Annotated in this window: 21 protein-coding genes and 1 tRNA gene; 4 read left to right on the plus strand and 18 right to left on the minus strand. The window is 72.1% G+C overall.

The annotated features are described in order from the left end of the window. Positions 1 to 15: 15 nt before the first annotated feature. Complete coding sequence (locus tag ABH929_RS12375; protein WP_263090492.1) at positions 16 to 369, minus strand: hypothetical protein; 354 nt, start codon at positions 367 to 369, stop codon at positions 16 to 18. A 225-nt stretch (positions 370 to 594) separates the two neighbouring features. Between ABH929_RS12375 and ABH929_RS12380 the strand changes: the two genes are divergently transcribed. Next, complete coding sequence (locus ABH929_RS12380; protein WP_111084549.1) at positions 595 to 1,272, plus strand: response regulator transcription factor; 678 nt, start codon at positions 595 to 597, stop codon at positions 1,270 to 1,272. Next, positions 1,269 to 2,780 (plus strand): cell wall metabolism sensor histidine kinase WalK, encoded by a 1,512-nt coding sequence (locus tag ABH929_RS12385; RefSeq protein WP_263090495.1) that lies wholly within the window; start codon positions 1,269 to 1,271, stop codon positions 2,778 to 2,780. The genes ABH929_RS12380 and ABH929_RS12385 overlap by 4 nt, the downstream gene beginning before the upstream one ends. Before the next feature lie 36 nt (positions 2,781 to 2,816). On the opposite strand, the gene ABH929_RS12390 is transcribed toward ABH929_RS12385, so the two are convergent. The 15 genes from ABH929_RS12390 to rplU all read right to left on the minus strand — a co-directional run bounded on the left by ABH929_RS12390 (position 2,817) and on the right by rplU (position 19,217). Further along, entirely contained in the window at positions 2,817 to 6,233 is a 3,417-nt protein-coding gene (locus tag ABH929_RS12390; protein ID WP_263090496.1) for an error-prone DNA polymerase, read from the minus strand. A gap of 22 nt (positions 6,234 to 6,255) precedes the next feature. Next, positions 6,256 to 7,884: a DNA polymerase Y family protein gene (locus ABH929_RS12395; protein WP_404561556.1), complete on the minus strand. Its 1,629-nt coding sequence runs from the start codon at positions 7,882 to 7,884 to the stop codon at positions 6,256 to 6,258. 72 nt (positions 7,885 to 7,956) lie between these two features. Beyond that, positions 7,957 to 8,811 carry a hypothetical protein gene (locus ABH929_RS12400; protein ID WP_404561455.1) on the minus strand — a complete coding sequence of 285 codons (855 nt, stop codon included), beginning with the start codon at positions 8,809 to 8,811 and terminating at the stop codon, positions 7,957 to 7,959. Positions 8,812 to 8,877: 66 nt separating this feature from the next. After that, a complete protein-coding gene (locus ABH929_RS12405) occupies positions 8,878 to 10,419 on the minus strand; it encodes an anthranilate synthase component I family protein (protein WP_404561456.1) in 1,542 nt (513 codons plus the stop codon). After that, a complete protein-coding gene (locus ABH929_RS12410) occupies positions 10,398 to 11,321 on the minus strand; it encodes an aldose 1-epimerase family protein (RefSeq protein ID WP_404561457.1) in 924 nt (307 codons plus the stop codon). The genes ABH929_RS12405 and ABH929_RS12410 overlap by 22 nt, the downstream gene beginning before the upstream one ends. 78 nt (positions 11,322 to 11,399) lie before the next feature. After that, positions 11,400 to 11,475, minus strand: a tRNA-Ala gene (locus ABH929_RS12415). A gap of 108 nt (positions 11,476 to 11,583) precedes the next feature. Then, positions 11,584 to 11,958 carry a ribosome silencing factor gene (gene rsfS / locus ABH929_RS12420; protein WP_111084542.1) on the minus strand — a complete coding sequence of 125 codons (375 nt, stop codon included), beginning with the start codon at positions 11,956 to 11,958 and terminating at the stop codon, positions 11,584 to 11,586. A gap of 128 nt (positions 11,959 to 12,086) precedes the next feature. After that, positions 12,087 to 13,538: a hypothetical protein gene (locus ABH929_RS12425; protein WP_404561458.1), complete on the minus strand. Its 1,452-nt coding sequence runs from the start codon at positions 13,536 to 13,538 to the stop codon at positions 12,087 to 12,089. Continuing rightward, a complete protein-coding gene (gene nadD / locus ABH929_RS12430) occupies positions 13,535 to 14,134 on the minus strand; it encodes a nicotinate-nucleotide adenylyltransferase (RefSeq protein WP_111084540.1) in 600 nt (199 codons plus the stop codon). The genes ABH929_RS12425 and nadD overlap by 4 nt, the downstream gene beginning before the upstream one ends. Before the next feature lie 10 nt (positions 14,135 to 14,144). Then, the gene (locus tag ABH929_RS12435) at positions 14,145 to 14,345 is read right to left on the minus strand and encodes a hypothetical protein (RefSeq protein WP_111084539.1); all 201 of its coding nucleotides are present in this window, start codon (positions 14,343 to 14,345) and stop codon (positions 14,145 to 14,147) included. Between the two features lie 41 nt (positions 14,346 to 14,386). Beyond that, complete coding sequence (locus ABH929_RS12440; RefSeq protein WP_404561459.1) at positions 14,387 to 15,652, minus strand: glutamate-5-semialdehyde dehydrogenase; 1,266 nt, start codon at positions 15,650 to 15,652, stop codon at positions 14,387 to 14,389. 377 nt (positions 15,653 to 16,029) lie between these two features. Further along, on the minus strand, positions 16,030 to 16,848 hold the full coding sequence (proB, locus tag ABH929_RS12445) for a glutamate 5-kinase (protein WP_404561460.1): 819 nt from the start codon (positions 16,846 to 16,848) through the stop codon (positions 16,030 to 16,032). Positions 16,849 to 16,855: 7 nt separating this feature from the next. Beyond that, positions 16,856 to 18,460, minus strand: coding sequence for a GTPase ObgE (obgE, locus tag ABH929_RS12450; RefSeq protein WP_404561461.1), 1,605 nt, complete (start codon positions 18,458 to 18,460; stop codon positions 16,856 to 16,858). Positions 18,461 to 18,644: 184 nt separating this feature from the next. Next, positions 18,645 to 18,896, minus strand: coding sequence for a 50S ribosomal protein L27 (gene rpmA / locus ABH929_RS12455; protein WP_071257351.1), 252 nt, complete (start codon positions 18,894 to 18,896; stop codon positions 18,645 to 18,647). 12 nt (positions 18,897 to 18,908) lie between these two features. Further along, entirely contained in the window at positions 18,909 to 19,217 is a 309-nt protein-coding gene (rplU, locus tag ABH929_RS12460) for a 50S ribosomal protein L21 (RefSeq protein ID WP_111084536.1), read from the minus strand. A gap of 179 nt (positions 19,218 to 19,396) precedes the next feature. Between rplU and ABH929_RS12465 the strand changes: the two genes are divergently transcribed. Further along, positions 19,397 to 19,669: a DUF4031 domain-containing protein gene (locus ABH929_RS12465; RefSeq protein WP_111084535.1), complete on the plus strand. Its 273-nt coding sequence runs from the start codon at positions 19,397 to 19,399 to the stop codon at positions 19,667 to 19,669. A gap of 469 nt (positions 19,670 to 20,138) precedes the next feature. Here the strand turns inward: ABH929_RS12465 and ABH929_RS12470 are convergent, their stop codons facing one another. Both ABH929_RS12470 and ABH929_RS12475 read right to left on the minus strand, forming a co-directional pair. Continuing rightward, the gene (locus tag ABH929_RS12470; protein ID WP_404561462.1) at positions 20,139 to 21,077 is read right to left on the minus strand and encodes a hypothetical protein; all 939 of its coding nucleotides are present in this window, start codon (positions 21,075 to 21,077) and stop codon (positions 20,139 to 20,141) included. Between the two features lie 2 nt (positions 21,078 to 21,079). Further along, positions 21,080 to 23,935, minus strand: a complete 2,856-nt coding sequence (locus ABH929_RS12475) for an Rne/Rng family ribonuclease (protein ID WP_404561463.1) — start codon at positions 23,933 to 23,935, stop codon at positions 21,080 to 21,082. Positions 23,936 to 24,284: 349 nt separating this feature from the next. Between ABH929_RS12475 and ABH929_RS12480 the strand changes: the two genes are divergently transcribed. Beyond that, positions 24,285 to 24,887, plus strand: coding sequence for a vitamin K epoxide reductase family protein (locus ABH929_RS12480; RefSeq protein WP_404561464.1), 603 nt, complete (start codon positions 24,285 to 24,287; stop codon positions 24,885 to 24,887). Positions 24,888 to 24,898: the final 11 nt, after the last annotated feature.

Genomic DNA, 24,898 nt, shown 5'->3' on the forward strand with positions numbered 1-24,898 from the left:
GCGTGCCAGTGCTGGTCAGCGCGTGGCGCGTGCGGCTTCGGCCGCCGTCTGCACGACGTCGTCCCAGATCACCGCGGCCGGCACGGCGGGGTCGGCGCCGGGCACGCCCACGTCGGCGAACCGGCTGATCTCCGCGACGGCGGCCTCGGAGCCGACCTCGCGCGCCGCGCGGCTCGCGACGTCGGGGACGGCCGTCCGCAGTTCGGCGACCACGCGGTCGCGGCGGACGCCCTCCATCTGGCCGAGTGCGCCGATGCCCTTCCACGCGGCATCGAGCTCCGCGCGGAGACGGACGATGGCCGGGTGGTCGACGGACGGATGGTCGACGGACGGGTGGTCGACGGACGCGTGGTCGATCGGGTCGTTCATGGTGCCCCCTGCTGCAACGGACCGCCCTTCGGGTAAGCGCTGTCCGCCGGGTGATCCTACCAATGAAGCAAGAAGTCCTCATGTCCCTAGAACGCGGGACAGACCGTTCTGCCCGGTGCTCTGGCAGCCACGGTACCCGCTCCTGTGACGAGATTCAGTGAGTTCGGCCCGGGCATCGACCCTCGACGCCCGTTCGATGCCACGATGGGTCCGAGGAGGTCCACTATGCGGCTGTTGGTGGTCGAGGACGACGACGAGATGCGTGCCCTGATGGAGCGCGGTCTCGCTGCCGAGGGGTACCGCGTGACGGCGGTGGAGAACGGGGTCGAGGCACTCATCGCCCTCGGCGAGCAGGCGTTCGACCTGGCCGTCGTGGACGTGATGATGCCCGGCATGTCCGGATTCGAGCTCGCACGACGGATCCGCGAACGCGAGGACCCCGTGCGGATCCTGCTCGTCACCGCGCGCGACGCCGTGGACGACCGCGTGTTCGGCCTCGACGCTGGTGCGGACGACTACCTCACCAAGCCGTTCGCGTTCGCCGAGCTCACCGCCAGGCTCCGCGCCCTCGGTCGCCGCGAGTCCGCCGGGGCACCACGCACGATCGAGGTCGGCGACGTCTCGATCGACTCCGAGGCCCGTCGCATCTCGATCAAGGGGCAGCGCGTCGCCGTCAGCCCGACCGAGTTCGCGCTGCTCCGCCTGCTGGCGCGCTCCGCCGGCAGCGTGGTCGACCGGCCGAAGATCCTCGAAGAGGTCTGGGACGGTTCGCAGCACGTCGACCCGAACGTCGTCGAGCAGTACATCTCGTACCTCCGCAAGAAGCTCGTCGCCCACGAGGCCACCGTCGCGATCGCGACCGTCCGCGGCCGCGGGTACCGCCTGGATCTGCTCGGGGCGTGAGCGGGGCCTCCGCTCGCCCGGGGCCGGACCGCCCACGACGCGGTCTGGTCCGCCCCCTGCGCCTGCTGTCCCTGCGGGCACGGATCACGATCGGTTCGACGGCGATCGCCGCGGTCGTGATCGTGCTGCTGGTGCTGGTGATGCGGTTCCAGGTGGTCAGCGTCGTCGCGAGCGCGACCCGGACCCTGCTGGACGCCGACGCCGACCCGTACGTCGCCACGCTCGAGGTGGACAGCGACCCCGACCTGTCCCCGCCGGGCAACGCGCAGCTCGTCGCCGTGGTCTCACCGTCCGGCGACATCGTGCTCTCGACGATGCCCACCCGGGTGGAGAGCGCCCTCGGCAGCCTGACCTCCACGGCGGCCGGCACCTCGATCATCCGGGTGTCCGGGTCCGAGTACCGCGTGGTCGTCGAACACCCCGTGAACCAGGCCGGCCGGTGGACGGTCGTCGCCGCCCGGAACTCGCAGGCCGAGGCGATCGTGGTCGATGACCTCACCTCGACCCTGTCGCTCACCGGCGTCGCGATCCTGCTCGCCTTCGGCATCGCTTCCTGGGTCCTGGCGACCGCGGCGCTCCGCCCTGTCAACCGGATGCGCCGTGAGGCCGAGCGGCTGTCCGTCGCGCCCGAACGGGCCGAGTTGCCCGTCGGCCCCGCGCAGGACGAACTCGCGTCCCTCGCCACGACCCTCAACGCCTTCCTCGCCCGCACGCGCCAGGCCACCGAGCGGGAGCGGCAGATGGTGTCCGACGCCAGCCACGAGCTCCGCACACCGCTCGCCATCCTGACCACGCAGCTCGACCTGGCGTCGCTCGACGGCGACGACGCCGCTGCCCTGGCCGCCCACATCGAGCGCGCCAAGCACAGCGTCGCCCGGCTGTCCCGGCTGGCGAACGACCTGCTCGCACTGTCCCGGATCGAGGAGTCCGAACGGCGGGAACAGGACGGCGACCAGCGCCCGGAGACCGGCTGGTCCGACCTCGGTGACGAGGTCATGGCGGCCGTCGACCGGGTCCGGCTCATCGCGTCGGCCAAGGACGTCACCGTCGACTTCGACCTCGAGGCACCGGTGGCCGTCGGTGGCTCCGGGCCGGGCATCGGCGGTGGGACCCACGAACCCCGCTACCGGCTCGACACCGGCGGCATGGCGCAGCTCGTCACGAACATCGCGGGCAACGCGGTGTCGGCGCTCCCCCGCGGCGGCGGCATCTTCGTCTCCTGGCGCAGCACCGGGGGCGAGGGCGTCCTGCAGGTCACCGACGACGGCCCCGGCGTCCCCGAGTCGTTCATCCCGGTCGCGTTCGACCGGTTCACCCGACCGGACGAGGCCCGGAAGTCGCGCCCGAACCCCGATCCGGCCACCGGTGCGAACGCCCTGCCGGGTGGATCCGGGCTGGGTCTCGCGATCGTCCGTGCGGTGGCCGAGCGCGCCGGCGGGACGGCGTCGCTGCGGAACGTGCGCTCCGGCGGACTCGAGGTCACGGTGCGACTGCCCGAGGTCGAGTAGCCGCGCGCCCGTTCCGCGCCCCTCGCCCGCGACCGCTCACTGGAAGTCCCGCGAGCGCGTACGCACGGACAGCGACAGGTGCTCGATCCGGTCCGCCACCAGGTTGACCACGCCGTCGGGTGACCGCTCGAGGATGCCCCGGACGATCACCGCCGGGGATTCCCGGGCGACCCGGCGGTAGCGCCCCCACACCCCGACACTGCAGATGACGTTGACCAGCCCGGTCTCGTCCTCGACGTTCATGAACGTGATCCCCGACGCCGTCGCCGGACGTTGCCGGTGCGTGACGATCCCGCCGATCTCGACCCGCCGCCCGGTCTCGGCCGTCGCGGTGTCCTGCACGCTGAGCACCCGGCGGGCGGCGAGCCGGTCGCGCACGTGCCGGACGGGGTGGTCGTCGGTCGTCATGCCCGTCGACCACATGTCGGCGATCAGGACGTCACCGCTCGTCATCTGCCCGAACAGCGGCGGCTGGACGACGACCTGCGTGTCCGGCAGCTGGTCGGCGTGCTCCGCAGCGGCCTGGGCCGCCGACCACATCGCCCCGCGGCGGTCGATGTCGAACGGGGCGAAGGCGTCGGCGGCGGCGAGCGCCTCGAGCTGCGCCGTCGTCAGCCCCACCCGGCGGGCCAGGTCGGACATGTCGGCGAAGGGACCGTTCGCGTCACGCTCGGCGACGATCTTCTCGGCGCTCTTCCGGCTGAGCGAGGCGACCTCGGCGAGTCCGAGCCGGACCGCGAAGGCGCCGTCGCGGCGGTGCCGTGCGGTGTCGTCGGGCAGTGCCTTGTCGAAGGGCAGCACCGGCGGCTGCTCCGTGCGCAGGCAGGCGTCGTCACCGCACGAGGGCACCACCTGGTCGTCGCCGAGCGGTTCGAGCGTGGCGTCGACACCCGAGCGCAGGATGTCCGGTCGGAGCACCTGGACGCCGTGCCGACGGGCGTCGGCGACCAGGGTCTGCGGTGAGTAGAACCCCATCGGCTGTGCCCGGAGCAGCGCGGCCAGGAACGCCCCCGGGTAGTGCAGGCGCATCCAGGCGCTCGCGTAGACGATCAGGGCGAAGCTGATCGAGTGGCTCTCCGCGAAGCCGAAGTTCGCGAACGCCTGGATCTTGGCGTAGATCGCGTCGGCGTCCTCGCCGTGGATGCCGTTGTCCGACATGCCCGCGTAGAGCTTGTCGCGCAGCCGGTCGATCTTCTCGTGGCCGCGCTTCGATCCCATCGCCCGCCGCAGCAGGTCGGCGTCGTCGCCCGAGCAGTTGCCGACCGCGATCGCCATCTGCATGAGCTGCTCCTGGAACAGCGGCACCCCGAGGGTGCGTTCGAGCACCGGTTCGAGCGACGGGTGGATGTACGTGATCGGCTCCTCGCCGGTCCGACGCCGGATGTAGGGGTGCACGGCACCGCCCTGGATCGGGCCGGGGCGGACGAGGGCGACCTCGATCACCAGGTCGTAGAACCGCCGTGGGAGCAGCCGGGGCAGGGTGCCCATCTGCGCACGGGACTCCACCTGGAACACCCCGATGGTGTCGGCTCGGCAGAGCTGGTCGTAGACGCCCTGTTCCTCCTTCGGCATGGAGTGCATCTCCCAGCGTTCCCCGCAGTGCTCCGCCGCCAGGTCGAACGAGTACTGCAGCGCCGCGAGCATGCCGAGGCCGAGCATGTCGAACTTCACGAGTCCCATGAAGGCGCAGTCGTCCTTGTCCCACTGCAGCACGGTGCGGCCGTCCATCCGCGCGTGTTCGATCGGCACGACCTCGCCCACCGGCCGGTCGGTGAGCACCATGCCGCCCGAGTGGATGCCGAGGTGACGCGGGAAGCCCAGGACGTCGCTCGCCAGCCCGACGACCGCCGGCGGGATGTCGTGGTCCTGGCTCTCGGTCACCGAGCCCCACCGTTCGACCTGCTTCGACCAGGCGTCCTGCTGCCCCGGGCTGTGGCCGAGGGCCTTCGCCATGTCGCGGACGGCACCCTTCGGGCGGTACGTGATGACGTTCGCGACCTGGGCGGCGTTGTACCGGCCGTACTTCTCGTAGACGTACTGGATCACCTCTTCGCGGCGGTCCGAGTCGAAGTCGACGTCGATGTCGGGTTCTTCGTCGCGCATCGCCGACAGGAACCGCTCGAACGGCAGGCCGTAGCGGATCGAGTCCACCGCGGTGATCTCGAGCAGGTAGCAGACCGCGGAGTTCGCGGCGGAGCCCCGCCCCTGGCAGAGGATCCCCCGGCCGCGGGCGTACTGCACCATGTCGCGCACGATCAGGAAGTAGCCGGGGAAGTTCTTGTCCTCGATCACCGCGAGCTCGCGTTCGATGCGCTCGCGCTTCTGCGGGTCCACGCCGTCGGCGCTACCGGGGTAGAGCCGACGTGCACCCGTCCAGGTGAGCTCCCGCAACCAGGACATCGCGGTGTGACCGTCCGGCACGTCGAGGTCGGGCAGCCCGGGCTTGACCGTGCGCAGCCGGAACCCGAGTTCGTCGGCCAGCGTGACGGTGTTCTCGATCGCCCCCGGGTACCGCCCGAACCGCCGGGTCATCTCGGCGCCGGAGCGCAGGTGCGCGGTGTCGGCGGCCGGCAGCCACCCGTCGATCTCGTCGAGGCTGCGCCGGGCCCGGACCGCGGCCAGCGCCGTCGCCACCGGGAACCGGTCCGGTGTGGCGTAGTGGACGTTGCCGGTCGCGACCAGGGGCAGCGTGTACCGCTCGGCGAGGGTCGCGAGCACGTCGTTCCGCGCACTGTCGAGCGGGTCGCCGTGGTCGAGGAGCTCCACCACGACGTTGCCGCCGCCGAAGCGGTCGAGCAGCACGCGCAGCGCGGTCTCCGCCGCGGACTCCCCGCCCTGCTCGAGCGCCTGCCGGACGGTGCCCTTCCGGCACCCGGTGAGCACCCGCCAGTGTCCGTCGGCCCGACCCGCGAGCTCGTCGAGGTCGTACCGCGGGCTGCCCTTCTCGGACCCGGCCGCGAGGTGCGCACTCGTCACCGCGCCCGCGAGCCGGTGGTAGCCGTCCTGCCCGTCGGCGAGCAGGAGCAGGTGGGAGCCCTGCGGATCGGGGACGCCGTTCTGCGGCTCGGTCAGACCCAGCGAGAGCTCGGTGCCGTAGACGGTGCCGACCTGCGGGTACGCTTCGGCGACCTCGGCCATCCGGGCGGCACCGTAGAAGCCGTCGTGGTCGGTGAGCGCGAGGGCGTGCAGGCGCAGCCGTGCGGCTTCCTCGAACAGCTGCTCGGGCTGGCTGGCTCCGTCGAGGAAGCTGAAGGCCGAGTGCGCGTGCAGCTCGGCGTACGGCACGACCGGAGCGCCGTCGGTGTCCAGGGCCGTCGGCACGTAGCGCTCGCGCTTCCGCGACCACGCCGGGCTGTCCCCGCCGTCGCCGGCCTTCGCCGTCCCCGGACTGCGCTTGTCCGACAGGGCGCGTTCGAACTGCGACCACGGCACGGGTGGGTTGCTGTAGCCCATCAGGTCCTGCTCCTGGATCGGTTCACGTGGCGATCGCCTCCGCCCACCACCGGTGGTCCGCCAGCACCAGGTACCAGGCACGACCCTCGGCGTCGACGAGCTGCAGTCGGTGCAGTCGTCGACCGCCCGACTCCCACCACCGCACGACGAGCGGCCAGGGGCCGGCCCAGGCGGTGACGGGTGCGAACCCGCCGCCCCGGTCCCCCTCGGCGCGGAAGCGTTCGGGCGCGCCGGACAACACACCGCGGTCGTCGACGTCGACACTCGCGCCGTCGCCGGAGACCACGTCGACCGGTCGGGGACGCTCGAGGACGGTGGCGGGCGGCGGCCCGGGCAGTTTGCCGGGCCACGGTCGGTCGCGCACGGTGGCCAGGGCACGCTCGCCGCCGGGCGGGGCGTCGCCCCACGGCACGAGCACCACCCGCTCGGACAGGGTCCGTCCACCGCCGACTCGCGGGCTCACCACCCCGTCGTGCCCGACCATGCCCTGGATCCGGGCCAGCCCGTGGTGCACGCGCTCGTCCGGCCCGGAGCCCCAGAGTCCGCGTTCGTGGTTCGCCATGTCGTCGACGGCGACCGGCTCGAGCACGACCGAGGTGACCGGGGCCTCGAGCCCGGTCGGGTCGACCCCGCCGGCGAGCTGCCACCGCACCCGGTCGACGACGTCGGCGGCGTCGAACCAGCGGGGGTGTGCCCACGTGCGTTCGAGCAGGATGTCCCGCTCGTCGACGATCCCCACCCGGATGGTGGTCGCGACCAACCCCGCGGCACGGAGGCGTGCGGCGAAGTCGTCGGCGGAGCGCCGGAACGCGAACGCGATCTGGTCGGCACGGTCGAGCGGGGGCTCGAAGGCGGCCTCGATCCGGAGCTCGGGCGGGATCGCGCGCGCCGAGATCTCCCGCGGGTCGCGTCCGCCCGCCAGCCGGTGCAGGAACGCCCCGGCGACCCCGAACCGGTCGCGGACCTGCTCGTCGCTGAGCGACGCGAACGCGCCCAGCGTGGTGATGCCGAGCCGGTCGAGCACGGTCGCGAGCTCAGGGTCGCCGAGCACATCGAGGGGCAGGGCCGCCAGGAAGTCCGACGAGCCGGAGACCGGCACGATCCGCACCCGTTCGCCGGGACGCACCGGCCGGGCCCGTGCTGCCTGCTCCGCTGCGAACGGGGTGTCCGCCACGCCGGCCCGCACCGCCGGGGCACCGTGGTCGGCCGCGATCCCCGCCAGGGTCGCCGCTGCCGCCCGCTCGCCGCCGTAGTACCGCGCCGGCCCCCGGGCACGCAGGGCGAGGGTGCCGGGACGGAGTACCTCGACCCCGGGGACGGCCGCCTCGACCGCGCGGATGACGGGTTCGAACGCACGGTGGTCGAGCGCGTCGTCGTAGGGCTGGACGACGAGCTCCGGACAGCGCGCCTGTGCCTCGCGCACCCGGAGGCCCCGGACGACGCCGTGCTGCCGTGCGGACGCGGAGCTCGCGAACACCAGGCCCTTCGCGACCACGGCGAAGGGCTGATCCGGCGGCGCACCGGCCGCGCGGGCCGCCGCGATCACCGGCCAGTCCGGGCACCAGAGCACGATGGTCCGGGTCGGTGGCGGCTCGGGCAGCGCCCCGCCGCGGGCGATCGCGTCGGCCCGGACACGCCCCGGCACGATCACGACGCCACCGCCACGCACAGCAGCACCACGGCGATCACGACGCCACCGCCACGGGCCGCAGCACCGCGGCGATCACGACGCCACCGCGACGGGCCGCAGCACCCGGGTGTCGCCGGAGCCCACCTTCGGCACCGGGGTGGCTGCCCGGACCGTGCCGTCGGCCGCGGGCAGGAGCAGTTCGGCGCTCGTGGGGCGCACCGCACCCGCGCGACCGGTCGCCGTCACGGTGGCGCGACGCTCGGTCAGGTGCCCGTGGCCCTGTCCGATGCCGCTCCACACCGACGACGTGATCCGCAACGTGACATCGGCACCGGGCCAGGACCCGAGCGCGACGAGGGCACCGCCGCGTTGCCGGAGCCGTGCAGACAGCCGGGCGACGTCACCCGGGACCACCCGGCCGAGCGGCCGGGTGAGCACGATCTGGGCGACGTCGGCCATCGCCGCGGTCACCGCGAGCCACTGGTCGCCCGGGTCGGGGACGAGCACGAGCCGCTCGAGGTCGATGCCCGCGGCGGCGGCCGCCTCGATCCCGAAGGAGGGCACCCCGATGACCGCACACCACGCACCGGCCGCCGAGGCCGCCTGCAGCATGGTGATCGCGAGCAGCACCGACTCGGGGACGGCGTAGGTGCCGCCGACCCGGATCGCCCCGCCGGGCAGCAGCGGTTCGAGAGCAGAGGCGGTCGGGAGCCCAGCGGTGTCGACGCGGGTGGACTCCATGTCGGTGACCCGGGACCGCAGGGACGTGATGCGATCGAGCGCCGCCCGAGCGTCGCCGAGGTGGTCGGCGCCGCCCCCGCGCGCAGTACCCGCGCCGTTCCCGCGCGCCGCACCCGCACCCCCGCGTGCAGCACCGCCCCGCCCGACCCGGTCCGGGCCGGGCGACCGGAGTGCCGACGCCGTCTGCATGCCCTCATATTCGAACATGTGTTCGATGATGTCAATCGCGTCCGACATCCGTGGACAATCGGGTCGAACGCGTGTTCGGTCAGCTCACCACGTCGCCGTCGCCCCGACCGCACCCAGCACCGACCGTGTCTTCGTCACGACCTCGTCCGCCTCGTCCGCCGCCACCGACGACCACGTCACCGCTCCCCCGGCCCCGAGCGTCCGCGACCGGACCCGGCCCGAGGCGTCCACCACCGTCACCAGTGTCCGGATCACCACCGACAGGTCGACCGCCCCGCTCGCCGCGAAGTACCCGATCGCCCCCGAGTACACCCCGCGCGGCGCACCCTCGAGCCGGTCGGCGATCGCCATCGCGCTGATCTTCGGCGCACCGGTCATCGACCCCGGCGGGAACGCCGCCCGCACCACGTCCGCCGGCGACGTCCCCGACGGCAGCACGGCACCGATCGTGGACACCATCTGGTGCACGCTCGCGTACGTCTCGATCGCGCACAGCCGATCGACGTGCACCGACCCGGGGGTCGCCGTCCGCATCAGGTCGTTCCGCAGCAGGTCGACGATCATCACGTTCTCGGCACGGTCCTTGGCGCTCAGCGCGAGTTCGACCCGCACGGCCGCGTCGGCGGCAGCGTCGGCGAGGCGGCGCCGCGTGCCCTTGATCGGCTCGGCGAGCACGCTCCCGTCCGCGTCGATCCGCAGGAACCGTTCCGGCGACCGGCTCGCCACGCGCAGCGAGCCGAGCCGCAGGTACGCACCGAACGGGACGGGGTCCGACGCCCGCATCCGCAAGTAGTCGGACAGGTGCGGGTCGTCCAGGTGCGGGTCCGCGCCGGGGCCGACCCGGGCCTCCCGGTCCCCGTCCGGCACGGAGAAGGAAGTGGTGAGGCAGACCTGGAACGCGTTCCCCTCGCGGATCTCGGCGCGGCACGCGTCGACCGCGCGTTCGTGGTCGACACGCGACACGCGTCCGACCGCTGACGACACCCCGGCCGGGAGGCCCGTGGCCGCGTCCGCCACGTCGGCCCGCGACGGCGCCCCGGTCACCGTCTCGAGCCACACCCGGTTCTGCGCACTGGCCGCCGGTTCCGCGTCGGCGACGAGCGTCAGCGCCCAGGCACCGCCGGTGTGGTCGACGACCACGGCGCGGTCCACGAACCGCAGGTCGGCGTCGGCGTGACCGTCGGCGGTCCGGTCCGGGCCGCCGGACTCGCGACCGAGCTCGTACCCGAGGAACCCCATCCAGCCGAGCGCGAAGCCGCAGCCGGCGATCGGCTCGGGTAGCTGCGGCGTTCGGTCCAGCAACTCCGCCAGCACGGCGAAGGCGGGACGGTCGTCGGTGGAGGACCGACCGAACCAGCCGGCAGCGGGCGCGGCGACCTCGACGGACGCCCGCCGGTCCTGGTGACGGAACCGGGCCCGGAACGGCCCGTCCGTCCACGCCAGCACGGACCAGCGGGCACGCGGCCGGGCTCGGTCCGGTGCACCGTCCGGCAGCGCGGAGTCGAGCCACACCAGGTCACCGTCGACCGCGGCGGCCAGCGCGACGAGGTCGGGGACCGGATCGAGCCGACGGACCTCGATGCGGACGCCGGCCGACGGACCGGTCAGATCGCCGAGATCGTCCATGCGGCGGCGTGGGACGCACCGGGGGCGAGCACCACGAGACCGCGGTCGGCACCGTCGTTGAAGGCGTCGGGGGCGCACGTCATCGGCTCGACCGCCAACCCGGCGCGGTGGTACTCGGGGACCACGTGGTCGGCCGTGTGCACCTGCACCCACGGGCATTCCGGACCGAAGGCCGCGCGGACACCCCGGCCGTCCGTCGCGGTCAGGGCGATGGCCGCGACCCCGTCGGCGTCGCGGTCGAAGCCCGTGAAGGCGTGGTCGATGAACCGGTCGCCGATGCGTGTGGCGGTGCGCAGGTCGAACTCGTCGTGCACGGGGACCAGGTCGGTCGGGATCAGCCGGTCCGGCGTGACCTCGAGCACCTCGGCCGCGGGCAGGGTGAGCGTCCAGTCGTCCACCGTGCCGTCGCCGGCGACCAGGTACGGGTGCGGGCCGGTCCCCCACGGGGCGTCGTCCGCGCCGGAGTTCGTGCCGGTGATCGTCGTGTGCAGGCCGGCGTCGTCCAACCGGTACTCGACCAGGACCTCGACACGGTACGGGTAGCCCGCCTGGGCCTGCACGGTGGTGGCGAGCACCACGCGGTCGGACTCCTGCGCCTCGACCCGGAAGTCGGTCCAGGCGACCAGTCCGTGCAGGGCGTGGTGCCGTGCCGGTTCGGAGAGCGCGAGCTCGTGGTCGACGCCACCGAACGAGTACTCGCCGTCGACGACGCGGTTCGGCCACGGAGCGAGGACGGCACCGCGGAACGCCGGTCGGACCTCGTCGGCGGCGAACGGCACGATCAGGTCGCGACCCTCGTACTGCAGGGTCCGCAGCGTCGCACCGACCGTGGCGATGTCGGCCGTGTACCCGGCGGCGGAGATCGTCAGCGGGGTTCCGGACAGCGGCGCATCGTTGCTCATGCGCTCAGCGTATCGGGCACGCGTGGCCACCCGCACCACGAGAAAACCCCCGCCGTTCCGGGGAACGACGGGGGTTGTTGGTGGATCTGAGGGGACTCGAACCCCTGACCCCCTGCATGCCATGCAGGTGCGCTACCAGCTGCGCCACAGACCCAGATTGTGTTGCTTCTGTGCCGACCGGTTCCCCGGAGGCACCATAGAAGCGTACACCATGCGAACGCCGGGCAACGAAATCGAAGCCGTCACCCGGGCGCGTCGCTGATCAGGCGGTGTGGTCCACCGGGAGCTCGAGCGGGATGGTCGGGCAGTCTGCCCAGAGCCGCTCGAGCGAGTAGTACTGACGGTCCTCGTCGTGGAAGACGTGCACCACGATGTCGCCGACGTCGATGAGGACCCAGCGGCCCTCGCTCCGGCCTTCACGACGGAGGGTCTTGGCACCGAGCTCGAGGAGGCGCTCCTCGACCGCATCGGCGATGGACTGCACGTTGCGCTCGTTCCGACCGGTTGCGAGCAGGAACACGTCCGTGAGCTGCAACGGCCCGGTCACATCGAGCGCGACGAGGTCCTCGGCCTGCTTGGCGTCCGCCGCGAGAGCGGCGGCCTGCACGAGTTCCAGTGCGCGAGTGGAGGCGGTCACGGATTCCTTCCGGTCGTCGACCCGGCAGGGAGCCGGATCGCTTGATGGGTCACGATCATAAGCCACCCCGCCGACAGCGGCCAGGCCAGGGGCGGCGGGGTGGTGCAGGACGTCAGGGACGACAGCGGTCAGCCGCCCATGTGGGTGGTAAGCAGGGCGGTGATGATGACACCTGCCGCTGCCAGTCCGACCGCGCCCACCGTGACACCGAGGATGAGCGGCGTGCGCGACTCCTTCGGCTTCGCGGCGGCGAGGACGACCTGGCGGGTCGAGGTGTGGCTGGACACCGCGCGGCTGGCGCGCACCGGGCTCGCGTCGGTCTCCGGCTGCTCGTCGTGCTGCTCGAGCAGGCGGTCGACCTCGGCACCGTCGATCGGTCGGTGCGACCCCGTCGAGGACAGCGACGCGGGCAGGTCGATGGACCCCGTGAGGATCACCTCGCCCGTCGCGTTCAATGCTCCGGTCGGGTCGGCCAGGGCCGAGTTCGGCAGGATGATCGCGTTGGTGTCGGTCACCGCGATCCGTCGGGTGCCGGTCGAGTCGTCGTGCACCTCGGCGTCGTTCGAGCCGTGCGCCTGCTGCGACCAGTGCCCGACGGGCGGCTCGAAGGCCGTCGTCACCGGCTTCGGCTCGGCCGGTCGCTGGAAGGACGCGGGGACCTTCGGGGGCTCGGTCCGTGCGGGCTCCGGGATCGGGACCTCGTTGGTGTCGTCGTCCTCGGGGTCGAGGGACAGCGGGAACACCGCCGGTGTCGACGGCGCACCGTCGGGGATCCCGGGGAGCGGCGTGGCCGAGGGGCGCTCGGGCGCGGCGACGTCGACCGGTGCGTCCGTGGCGATCGAGTCGGTGCCCGTCTGGTCGGTGCTGGCCTGGCCGGTGCTCGCCTGGTCGCTGGGCGTCCCTGCGGAGCCCTCGTCCGTGGAGTCGGCTGCGGGCTGTGCGTCCGGTGTGTCGTCGCCGTCGTCGGCGGGCGGCGACCAGGTCGACCGGTGGCGCCGGGGCTCCTCGGCGTGCGCAGCGGCTTCGTCGAGCGGCTCGAGGGCGTCGGGGGAACCGTCGGCCTCGGTGGCCTGGGCGACCGCTGCCTCGTCGAGCACCGTGGGGGTCTCGGAACCGGACGGCTCGTCCGTGGCGCGCGGCGCCGAGGCGGGCTCGATGGTGTCGACCGAGCCGAGGACGTCCTCGACGGTGCGGTCGGAGGACTGCGGCGTGGGGTTCTGCAGCGGGACCGGCAGGACCGCCTGGTCCTGGGCGGCGCGCTGCTGGCGGATCTGGCGGCGGGTGAGGCCACCGCTGCCGGGCACGATCTCGGTCGCCGAGGCGGGCGGGAACGGCGACACCCCGGCTGCGGGGACCGACGACACCGGCACGGAGGGCGCCGAGGCGGGGGCGGCGGACTGGGTCGGACCGCCGGGGGCGGGTGCCACGTGCGAACCGGGCCGAGGACGGGGGTCCGTCGACTCGGCGGGGGCGGCGACGGTCGGCGGCGGCGTCGCGGGCTGCGAACCGGCTGCTGCGGCACGCTCCCGCTCGCGCGCCTGGCGCCGCGACAGGGGCGGCTGCGCGTCGGACGAACTCATGCAACGCTCCGATACAGGTGGTGCTTGGAGATGTACTGGACGACCCCGTCGGGGACCAGGTACCAGACGGGGGAACCACGTCTCACCCGGTCGCGGCAGTCGGTCGACGAGATGGCCAGTGCGGGGACTTCGAGCAAGCTTACGTCTCGCTCGGGGAGTCCGCTGATGCTCAGGTCGTGTCCCGGACGCGTCACGGCGACGAAGTGCGCGAGGTCCCAGAGACCATCATGGTCTTTCCAGTCGACAATCTGCTGAACGGCGTCTGCGCCCGAGATGAAGACGAGCTGCGCGTCCGGCCGCTGTTCGTGCAGGTCGCGGAGCGTGTCGACCGTGTACGTCGGGCCGGGGCGGTCGATGTCGACGCGGCTCACCGTGAACATCGGGTTGGACGCGGTCGCGATGACCGTCATCAGGTAGCGGTGCTCGGCATCCGTCACGCCCGACTTCATGTAGGGCTGACCGGTGGGGACGAACACGACCTCGTCCAGGTCGAACGCCCGAGCGACCTCGGACGCCGCGACGAGGTGACCGTGGTGGATGGGGTCGAACGTGCCGCCCATCACCCCGATGCGCGGTCGTCCGGTGCTCTCGAGCATCGCGTGCAGATCAGATCTTGGTGTGGCCGAACTCGTCGACACCGGTCTCGTGGTGGCGGGTCGCCTCGAACTTCTGCGAGTGGCGGTACGCCACGTCGCGGAAGCTCCAGGTGACGAAGCCCAGGAAGACGAAGAACAGCGCACCGACGAGCGGGAACACGAACGCCGGGGCCCCGGAGGCGTGCTCAGCAGCTTCTGCGAGGAAGGTCATCGTTCGGTGCTCCGTTCGGTCGGGGAAAGACGCCGTTCAGTCTAGCCGCGGATCTGGCCGTTCCCGCGCACGATCCACTTGGTGCTCGTGAGCTCCGGCAGCCCCATCGGGCCACGCGCGTGCAGCTTCTGCGTCGAGATGCCCACCTCGGCGCCGAACCCGAACTCCCCGCCGTCGGTGAAACGCGTCGAGGCGTTCACCATCACGACCGCGGAGTCGACCGTCGCCAGGAACCGCTCGGCCGTGTCGACGTCGTTGGTGACGATCGACTCGGTGTGGTGGGTGGACCAGCGCGCGATGTGCGCCATCGCGGCGTCGACGTCCGGCACGACGCGGATCGACAGGTCGAGGTCCATCGACTCGGTCGCCCAGTCCTCGTCGGTCGCGCGCAGCACGCCCGGCACGATCGCCCGCGTGGCGTCGTCGCCGCGCAGCGTGACGCCGGAGGCGCGGAGCCGGTCCGCGAGCACGGGCAGCAGCCGCTCGGCCGCCTGTTCGTGCACCAGCAGCGTCTCGAGGGCGTTGCAGACGCTCGGCCGCTGCACCTTGCTGTTCAGGACGATGTCGACGGCTCGCTGCTCGGGGGCCGACGCGTCGAGGAACACGTGCACCACACCGGCGCCGGTCTCGATCACGGGGACCTGCGACTTGGTGACGACGGTCTGGATGAGCGAGGCGCTGCCGCGCGGGATGAGCACGTCGACCAGGCCGCGGGCGCGCATGAGCTCGGTGGCGCCGGCACGGCCGAACTCGTCGATGGTCTGCACGAGCTCGCGCGGCAGGCCGACGGACTCGACGGCGTCCTGGATGCGGGCCACGAGCACGGCGTTCGTCCGCTGGGCCGCCGAACCCCCGCGGAGCACGACCGCGTTGCCGGACTTCAGCGCGAGCGAGGCGATGTCGACCGTGACGTTCGGTCGTGCCTCGTAGATGGCGCCGACGACCCCGAACGGCACCCGCACCTGGGTGAGCTGCAGGCCGTTCTGCAGCAGCGAGCCCCGCAGGTGCTCCCCCACCGGGTCCTGCAGGCCGACGACGTCCTCGACCGCGGTGGCCAGCGCCTCGATGCGTGCGGGGTCGAGTCGGAGGCGGTCGACGAGGCCGGAGGACAGGCCGCTCTCCTCGCCCGCGACCAGGTCGCCGTGGTTCGCGGCGACGATCTCGTCGGTGGCTGCACGGACCCCGGCGGCGATCGCCACGAGGGCTGCGTCCTTGACCGCCGTCGTCGCGGTCGCCAGGGCCGACGAGGCGGTCCGGGCCGCCACGAGCGTGTCGGTCAGGGTCGGGGCGGGCGCGATCGACGACATGGACCGATTCTAGGTCCGCTCGTCGGCCCGTGACGGGCGTGACGGCGTCTCGCCGGCCGACCGGTCACGACACGTCGTACCACCAACGCCGAGCGGTCGCGCCGCGTCGCTCCGCGCCGACCCCGTCGACTGGTCCCGACCGCTCGACGCAGTCCGTCGGTGAGTCGTGACCGCCTGGAGGCCCGGCACCGGTCCCCGGGACCCGCGCCGGGCCTCCAGGCGGTCGCGTTCACCACGCCGACCGGTCACGACACGTCGTCCTGCGCCACGCGAGCGGTCGCAGACCGTCGCTCCGCGACCCCGCGCCGACGGTCTCTGACCGGTCGGCGCCGTCCCGACCGCGAGTCGTGACCGCTCCGGGCGCGGTCCGACCCGTGTCAGGGACGCGGCGCGGCGTGGAACCAGGTGCCGACGTGGTCGCCCGACAGGGCGCGGTCGACGAGGGCCGTGGCGGTCACCAGGACCGACGTGCCCGCCTCGGCCGCGAGTCGCGCTGCCGCGACCTTGGTGCCCGCGCCCCCGGTCCCCACGCCGGATTTGCCGACGGAGCCGAAGGTGACGCCGGCGAGCTCGTCGCCGAACGGTACCGCGTCGATGCGCTCGGCGCCGGGCTGCTCCGGCGGCTTCGTGTACAGGGCCTCGACGTCGGACAGCAGCACCAGGGCGTCGGCACCGAGCAGCCGCGCCACCAGGGCGGCGAGCCGGTCGTTGTCGCCGAAGCGGATCTCGTGCGTGGCGACCGTGTCGTTCTCGTTCACGATCGGCAGCACGCGCAGGGCGAGCAGCCGGTCGATGGCGCGCTGCGCGTTCACCCGGTGCGTGGGGTTCTGCAGGTCGCCGGCGGTCAGCAGGATCTGCGCCGCGACGACCCGGTGCCGGTCGAGCTCCTTCTGGTACCGGAACATCAGGACGTTTTGGCCGGTGGCCGCGGCGGCCTGCTGCGTGGCGAGGTCGTCGGGACGGCCCTCGAGCCCGAGGAACGGGAACCCGGTCGCGATCGCACCGGACGACACGAGCACGACCTCGGTGCCGCGGCCGTAGGCGCCGGCCAGGGCGTCCACCAGCGGACCGATCTGGCCGGCGGCGTCACCACTGACCGAGGACGAGCCGACCTTGACCACGATCCGCCGCGCACGCGGGATGTCCTCGCGCCGGGTGACGGGTCCGAGGTCGGTGCGGGCGGTCGTGTCGGTCATGCCGCGGTCAGTCCTTCTGGTCGCTGGTCTCGACGTCGCTGGTCTCGAAGTCGCCGGTCTCGACGTCGCTGGTCTCGAAGTCGCCGGTCTCGAGGTCGTCGCTGGTGACGACGTCGTCGTTCACCCAGAGGCCGGACACTCGCTCCTGCTCGAGCTCGGCACGGGCGGCCGCCTTGGCGTCCATCCGCTCGAAGTACTCCTCGCGACGTTCGTTGCGGGTCGGACGCGAGGTCGCACCGATGCGGGCGTCGGTACCGCGCGCGCTCGTGATGAGCTCCGCGGTGGACGTGAGCGTCGGCTCCCAGTCGAAGACCATGCCGCCGTCGCCACCGATCACGACGGTCGAACCGGCGACCGCGCCGGCCTTGAACAGGCCGTCCTCGACACCGAGCTTCGCGAGCCGGTCGGCCAGGAAGCCGATCGCCTCTTCGTTGGTGAAGTCGGTCTGCTGGATCCAGCGCTCCGGCTTCGCGCCGCGGACGCGGAAGAAGCGGTGCTCCTCGCCGCCCTCGGCACGGACCGTGAAGCCCTGGTCGTTGACCGCACGGGGGCGGATGACGATGCGCTCGACGACGGGCTCGGCCGCGCGCTTGGCGCGACCCTGCTCGACGACCTCGGCCAGCGCGAACGTCAGCTCACGCAGCCCCTTGTGCGACGCCGTGGAGATCGGGAACACGCGGTAGCCGCGGCCCTCGAGCTCGGCGGTGACGAACTCGGCGAGCTCCGCGGCGTCCGGCACGTCGATCTTGTTGAGCGCGATCAGCTGCGGACGCTCGAGCAGCGGCACCTGGCCCTCGGGGACCGGGTAGCGCTCGAGCTCGCCGAGGATGACGTCGAGGTCGCTGATCGGGTCGCGGCCCGGGTCCATGGTCGCGCAGTCGATGACGTGCAGCAGGGCCTCGCAGCGCTCGACGTGCCGCAGGAACTCGAGGCCGAGGCCCTTGCCCTCCGACGCACCCTCGATCAGCCCGGGGACGTCGGCGACGGTGAAGCGGCTCTCGCCCGACTCGACGACGCCGAGGTTCGGGGTGAGCGTGGTGAAGGGGTAGTCGGCGATCTTCGGCTTCGCGGCCGAGATCGCTGCGATGAGCGAGGACTTGCCGGCGCTCGGGAAGCCGACGAGGGCGACGTCGGCGATGGTCTTCAGCTCGAGGCTGATGTCGCCCGCCCAGCCCTCGGTGCCGAGGAGCGCGAAGCCGGGGGCCTTGCGCTTGGTGGTCGAGAGCGCCGCGTTGCCGAGGCCGCCCTGGCCACCGGGGGCCACGACGACGCGCATGCCGGGTTCGGTCAGATCGGCGATGACCTCGCCGGCCTCGTCGTACACGACGGTGCCGATCGGGAGCGGGAGCTCCTGGACCTCGCCGCCGACGCCGCTGCGGTGGTCGCCCATGCCCGGCTGCCCGTTCTTGGACGAACGGTGCGGCGAGCGGTGGTAGCCGAGCAGCGTGGTGACCTGCGGGTCGGCCACGAGCACGATGTCGCCGCCATCACCGCCGTTGCCACCGTCGGGCCCAGCGAGGGGCTTGAACTTCTCACGGCGGACCGAGACGCAACCGTTGCCGCCCTTCCCCGCGCTGAGGTGCAGGGTCACGCGGTCGACGAAGGTCGCCATGGTTCCACTCCTGGAAGGTCGTTGCGCCGGCGTGATCCGTCAGCGCGTTGTGCCGACGGCATCCGTCAGCGCGTTGTGCCGACGTGATCCGTCAGCGCGTTGTGCCGACGTGATCCGTCGGCGGGAAAAGCGAAGGAGGGGCGGGCACTCGGCCCGCCCCTCCCGCTGAAGCTGATCGTCGCGACTACGCGTTGACGATGTTGATGACCTTGCGGCCACCCTTGGTGCCGAACTCGACCGAACCGGCCGAGAGGGCGAACAGCGTGTCGTCGCCACCGCGGCCGACGTTGGCGCCCGGGTGGAAGTGGGTGCCGCGCTGGCGGATGATGATCTCGCCGGCGTTGACGACCTCGCCACCGAAGCGCTTCACGCCGAGGCGCTGAGCGTTCGAGTCACGACCGTTGCGAGTGGAACTCGCACCCTTCTTGTGTGCCATGAGCTGACTCCCTTACGCGATCTTGGTGATCTTGACGCGGGTCAGTTCAGCGCGGAAACCCTGGCGCTTCTTGTACCCGGTCTTGTTCTTGAACTTCTGGATGATGACCTTCGGACCGCGCAGGTCGTCGAGCACCTCGGCGGTGACGGTCACGTTGACGAGCTCGGAAGCCGCCGACGTGATCTTGTCACCGTCCACGAGGAGCACGGGGGCGAGGTCGATGTTGCCCTTGTCGTCCGCCTTGACACGGTCGACGGTCAGGATGGTGCCGACCTCGACCTTTTCCTGACGGCCGCCGGCGCGCACTACTGCGTAAACCACGTGGAAATCCTTACGTAACTCTGCTTGAGGGAAGTCTCGGGTGCCCACTTCTGCACGAGCGGCTCCCGGAAGGCCGGGCCCGATCGGCGACGCAGGCAGAACGGCCCGCTGACACCAGGGATCGAGAATACTCGATCCCCATGGGTCCGGTCAAACGGCGACACACGTACGATTGCACGGTGACCGTGTTGATCGACCCACCGACGTGGCCCGCTCACGACACTCTGTGGTCGCACCTCGTCAGTGATGAATCCTACGCGGAACTCCACGCGTTCGCTGCACGCGCCGGTGTGCCGCGTCGCGCGTTCGACCACGACCACTACGACGTGCCGCTCGCGAAGTACGACGAACTGGTCGCCGCAGGGGCCTCTGCGGTGTCCGGCCGGGAGCTCGTGCTGCGGCTGATCCACAGCGGTCTGCGCGTGGCGCAGCGCGACAAGCGCGCCCACTGACGCGCCGCGCGCGTGCGTCCGGGACGCATGGTGCGAGGTTCTGGACTCGGTGCGGGGCACGCCGGCTCGCACGCTGTCCGGAACCTCGCACGGTGCGGACGGGAGGCCCGGCGCGCCCCCGCCACGCCAGTCCCGCCACACGGTGCGCGGCCTCGTCTCGAGCACGTGCACACCGTGCGAGGTTGCTCACAGCGTGCGAGGTCGGCAGTACGGTGCGTCGCCAGAGGCTCGCACCGTGCCGCGGCCGCTGCACCGCCCGGAGAACCTCGCACGGTGCGGCGACAGGCGTGCGCCGCACCGCGCATGACCTCGCATGACCGCGGTCGCGTCACGGGCATGCACGCACGGTGCGAGGTTGGCCACACAGTGCGAGGTACGAAGGCCGCACGATGTGGTCAACCTCGCACCGTGCAGCGACCGTCGACACGACCGAGGGCGCCCCCACGACAGCACGCGCGACGACCCGAGGTCAGCGGGGCGCTGGACCGCCCCAGGGAGCGGCCGGCGGCTGCTGCTGGTCCGGACGGGGCTGTGCGCCGTACTGGCCGCCGTACTGCCCGTGGGGATCCGGCTGGACCAGACCCTGTCCGTACGGGCCCTGTTGCGGCTGCTGCGGCCCCGGCTGCACGGTCGCGGGCGGGACGGCGTCGGCGGGCCGCACCGTGCCCGGCAGGCCGGTCGTCGGCGCGGTGCCACGGTTCCGTCGCGGGCGCCCGAGCCACAGCCACGCCGCGGTCGCGCTCGCCAGGAGCATCACCGTGAACGGCACCCCGTTGCGGAGCGGGTTCGTGACGACGTCGATGACCAGGCGGGACCCGCCCGAGGTGATCGCACCGAACGCGCCCGTGAAGACGCCGACGAGCGCGAGGGCGATCGTCCCGGCGGCTCCGGCGAGCACGGCGCGGAGCAGCACGGTCGGCAGCGGGCTGCGGCGGGCGATCGGCGTCAGGAACGCCAGCGCCAGGAACGCCCCCGCGTAGAACGGGAACGGCGCCAGGAACACCGAGGCGATGAAGCTGCCGACCAGGCTGGCACCCGCGCCGTAGTGCGCGAACGGGCTGACGACGAGCGACGTCCCGATGAGGCCGACGATGCCGGACACGAACTCGACCAGCACGAGGGACACCACGGCGATGAGCGCCCCGGCGGTGTTGTTCACCGAGGCGCTGGGCGCGAAGGCCCGACGTGGATCGGCCGGTGCACGCGGCGGTCGCGGCGGGGCGTAGGGCACCCCGGCAGCGGGCTGGACGCCGTACGGCGGCTGCCCACCAGGTTGCCCGCCACCCACCGGCTGCCCACCGTACAGCGGCGCGGAACCACCGGCTCCCCCGGCTCCGGGCGGTGCGGGCTGCTGCCAGCCCGCACCGTAGTACCCACGATCCTGCTGCGGGTCACCGGGGTTCGTCACGCTCAGTTCCCCAGGATGACGGCGCCGTCGGTGTCCTCGCCGGACGCACCCTCGGTCGTGGCCGGGGCACTGATGCTCGGCGACGACACCCGGCGGGACCGCGAACGGCCCTGACCCGGCTGCTTCGGCTCGGGCAACGCCTGGAGCACGGAGTCCAACAGCGACTCGGCGTCCGGGGCGACCTGGCGCGGCTCACGCTTCGGGGCGGCGCCGAGCGGGATGTCCAGGATCGCGACCGTGTTCTCGGTCGGGGTCACCGTTGCGCTGGAGCTGACCCGACGGCGGGCCGGGGCCTTGGCCTTCGGCTCGGCAGCAGGAACAGCAGCAGCCTCGGCGACCGCCTGCTTCGGCTCGGTCTGCTTCGGTTCGACGGCGACCTCAGGCTCGACTGCAACCTCGGGCTCGACTGCGACGGGAGCGGACTCAGTGGTCTCGGTCGCGGAAGCGTTCGACTGCTCACCGCTGCGTCCACCACGGCCGCCACGGCGCCGACGCTTCGACCCGCTGGGCTGCTCGCCCGCACCGGAGTCGTCGGACGCGGACGTCACTGCGGGGACGTCCGCCGAGGTCGGTGCCTCCGCCGAGGTCGGCGATGCCGGCGATTCCTCGTGCGGGATCGTCGAGGCAGCGATCCGCGACAGCGCGTTCTTCACGTCGTCGGTGATCTGGTGCGCCTGGCTGGACTGCCCGTTCGACGAACCGGAACCGGAGCCACCGCCGGAGTTGCCCCCGCCGTTGCCGTGCCCGTTGCCGCCGTTGCCACCGTTCCCGTTGCCACCGGCGCCGTTGCTGCCGGCACCGCTGCGCCCCTTGCGACGTCCCTTGCTCGGGCCCGGGTCGGCGTTGTTGTCGTTGACCTTGGCGTTGACCTCGTCGAGCGACTCGCGCAGACCGACGCCGATCTTCTTGCGGGTCATCTGCACGAGGCCGAGCGAGGTGACCTCGGCGACCTGGTGCTTCGTGCGGTCGCGGCTCAGGCACTCGATCAGGCGACGGAGCACGAGGTCGCGGTTCTCCTCGAGCACCATGTCGATGAAGTCGACGACGATGATGCCGCCGATGTCGCGCAGGCGGAGCTGGCGGACGAGTTCCTCGGCGGCCTCGAGGTTGTTCTTCGTGACGGTCTCCTCGAGGTTGCCCCCGGAGCCGACGAACTTGCCCGTGTTGACGTCGACGACCGTCATGGCCTCGGTGCGGTCGATGACGAGCGAACCGCCGGAGGGCAGCCAGACCTTGCGGTCGAGCGCCTTGTCGATCTGTTCGTTCAGGCGGTACTCCTCGAAAGAGTCCGGGCCCTCGTAGCGGACGACGCGGTCCTTCAGGTCGGGCGCGACGGCCGACAGGTACTCGTCGATGGTTCCGCCCGCGGCCTCGCCGTCGATGATGAGCTTCGTGAAGTCCTCGTTGAAGACGTCACGCACGATCTTGACGAGCAGGTCCGGCTCCGAGTGCAGCATCACCGGGGCCTGGCCACCGGCGACCTTCTTCTGGATGGCCTCCCACTGGCTGGTCAGGCGCTGCACGTCGCGGGTGAGCTGCTCCTCGGTCGCGCCCTCGGCTGCGGTGCGCACGATGACGCCCGCGTGCTCCGGCAGGACCTCCTTCAGGATCTTCTTCAGGCGCGCACGCTCGGTGTCGGGCAGCTTGCGGGAGATCCCGTTCATCGAGCCGTTCGGCACGTAGACCAGGTAGCGACCGGGCAGCGAGACCTGGCTGGTCAGACGGGCGCCCTTGTGGCCGACGGGGTCCTTCGTGACCTGCACCAGGACCTTGTCGCCCGGCTTGAGCGCGGCCTCGATGCGACGGCCGTGGCTGGTGTCGACCGAGTTCCAGTCGACCTCGCCGGCGTACAGCACGGCGTTGCGGCCTCGGCCGATGTCGACGAAGGCGGCTTCCATCGAGGGCAGGACGTTCTGCACCTTGCCGAGGTACACGTTGCCGATCAGCGACACGTTCTCGGACTTGGTGATGTAGTGCTCGGCGAGGATGCCGTCCTCGAGCACGCCGATCTCGATGGTCGACGAACTGGAGCGGACGATCATCTGCCGGTCGACGCTCTCACGGCGGGCGAGGAACTCGTCCTCGCTCACGACCTGGCGCCGGCGTCCGGCGTCACGGCCGTCGCGGCGGCGCTGCTTCTTCGCCTCGAGTCGGGTCGAGCCCTTGATGCGCTGCGGCTCGGTGATGAGCTCGGGCTCGCGGCGGCGGGGCTCCTGGTGGTCGCGCGGCTCGCGCGGCGCACGTGCCTCGCGGTCGGCGCTGCTCCCCCGACGACGCGAGCGCCGGCGGGATCCGCCCTGCTCCTCACGCTCGTCGGTGTCGTACCGGTCATCGCGGTCGAACCGGTCCTCGCGCTCGGAGCGGTCGTAGCGGTCGTCACGGTCGTCCTCGTCGCGCTCGTACCGCTCAGCACGGCGCGGGAGCTCCGGCAGGACGGGGGCGTGGAAGATCAGGCTGAGCGTGCTCGTCGCCTTCGGGACGAACGGCTCGGCGGGGGCGGCGGGTTCGCTCGCCTCGGCCGTCGGCTCGGTCTCGGTCGGACGGGAGGCACCACTCGGCTCCGCCACGTCGGCTGCGGGCTCGGTCGGCTCGGCCGTGACCACCGGCAGGTCGCCGGTCAGCGTGCTCACGTCGTCCGGCTCGGCGCTCTGCGCGGAGACGGCCTCGACCGCGACGGACACGGCTTCTGCCGGTGCCCCGTCCGTCAGCGCGAGGGGCTCGTCGACGGCGGGCGACTGCACGGCGCCCCCCTGGCCCTGCTGGCCGGACGACCGGGCGCGGCGTCCGCCGAACAGGCGGGTCCGACGCTTCGGGGCGTTCTCGTCGTTGGTCGTGTTGTCGTTGTTCTGCTCCACCATGGACTGGCGCACTCCTCGGCCCCACTCGCACCCTTGTCAGGCGGCGGGAATTCTTTGGTTGTGGCGGTGGCGTCGACGCCCCGCGCTCGCTGTCTTCGTGATCGGTCTGCGTCAACTTCTCGTTGCGTCCGCTGCCGTTCCGGTCCGGGCACCCGGCCCGGGTCGGCTCGGCGTCGGAGTGACGCTGTCCCGACCACGGTGCGCTCTCACCGCACCTGATCGTCCGGACACTGCCCCGTGGGGCACTGCCCGGAAAGCTCTCTTCGGTCTGCGGTTGCCCGCACGACCTCCGGCCAGTATCGCACGCCGCTCCCGGAAAGGACCGGAAGCCGCATGCGATGATGACGGCGTGAGCACGTCAGCGCCTGCCCCCCGTCGTCCGATCGCGATGGCCGTCTTCCTCTTGATCACCGGGTTCGTCGGCCTGTACGGGTCCTTCTCCCTGGTGCTCGACGAGTTCAAGAAGTACGCCGACCCCGACACGGTGCTCTCGTGCGACGTGAACCCGTTCATCAGCTGCTCTGACGTGATGGCGAGCTGGCAGGGCCACCTGTTCGGGTTCCCGAACCCGCTGCTGGGCGTGATGGGCTTCGTCGCACCGATCGCCGTCGCGGTGATGATGCTCGCGGGCTTCCGCAACGGTTCGCGGTGGTTCTGGATCGCGTTCAACACCGGCGTGTTCCTGGCGTGGGTCTTCGTGACGTGGCTCTTCACCCAGACCGTCTGGTTCATCGGCGCGCTCTGCCCGTGGTGCATGCTCGTGTGGTCGATGACGATCCCGATGTTCTGGGTGTTCACGATCTGGAACGCCGCGCAGGGCCGCTTCGGTGCGAAGACCCAGCGATTCGGCCAGGTGCTGCTCCCCTTCTGCTGGGCGTTCCCGCTGGCGAACTACCTGTTCATCATCGTGACGATCATCATCAAGTTCCCGACCATCCTGACGGTCTTCTGATCCGCTGCTGG

The sequence above is a fragment of the Curtobacterium sp. AB7 genome, from assembly GCF_044909335.1.
Lineage (GTDB): Bacteria > Actinomycetota > Actinomycetes > Actinomycetales > Microbacteriaceae > Curtobacterium.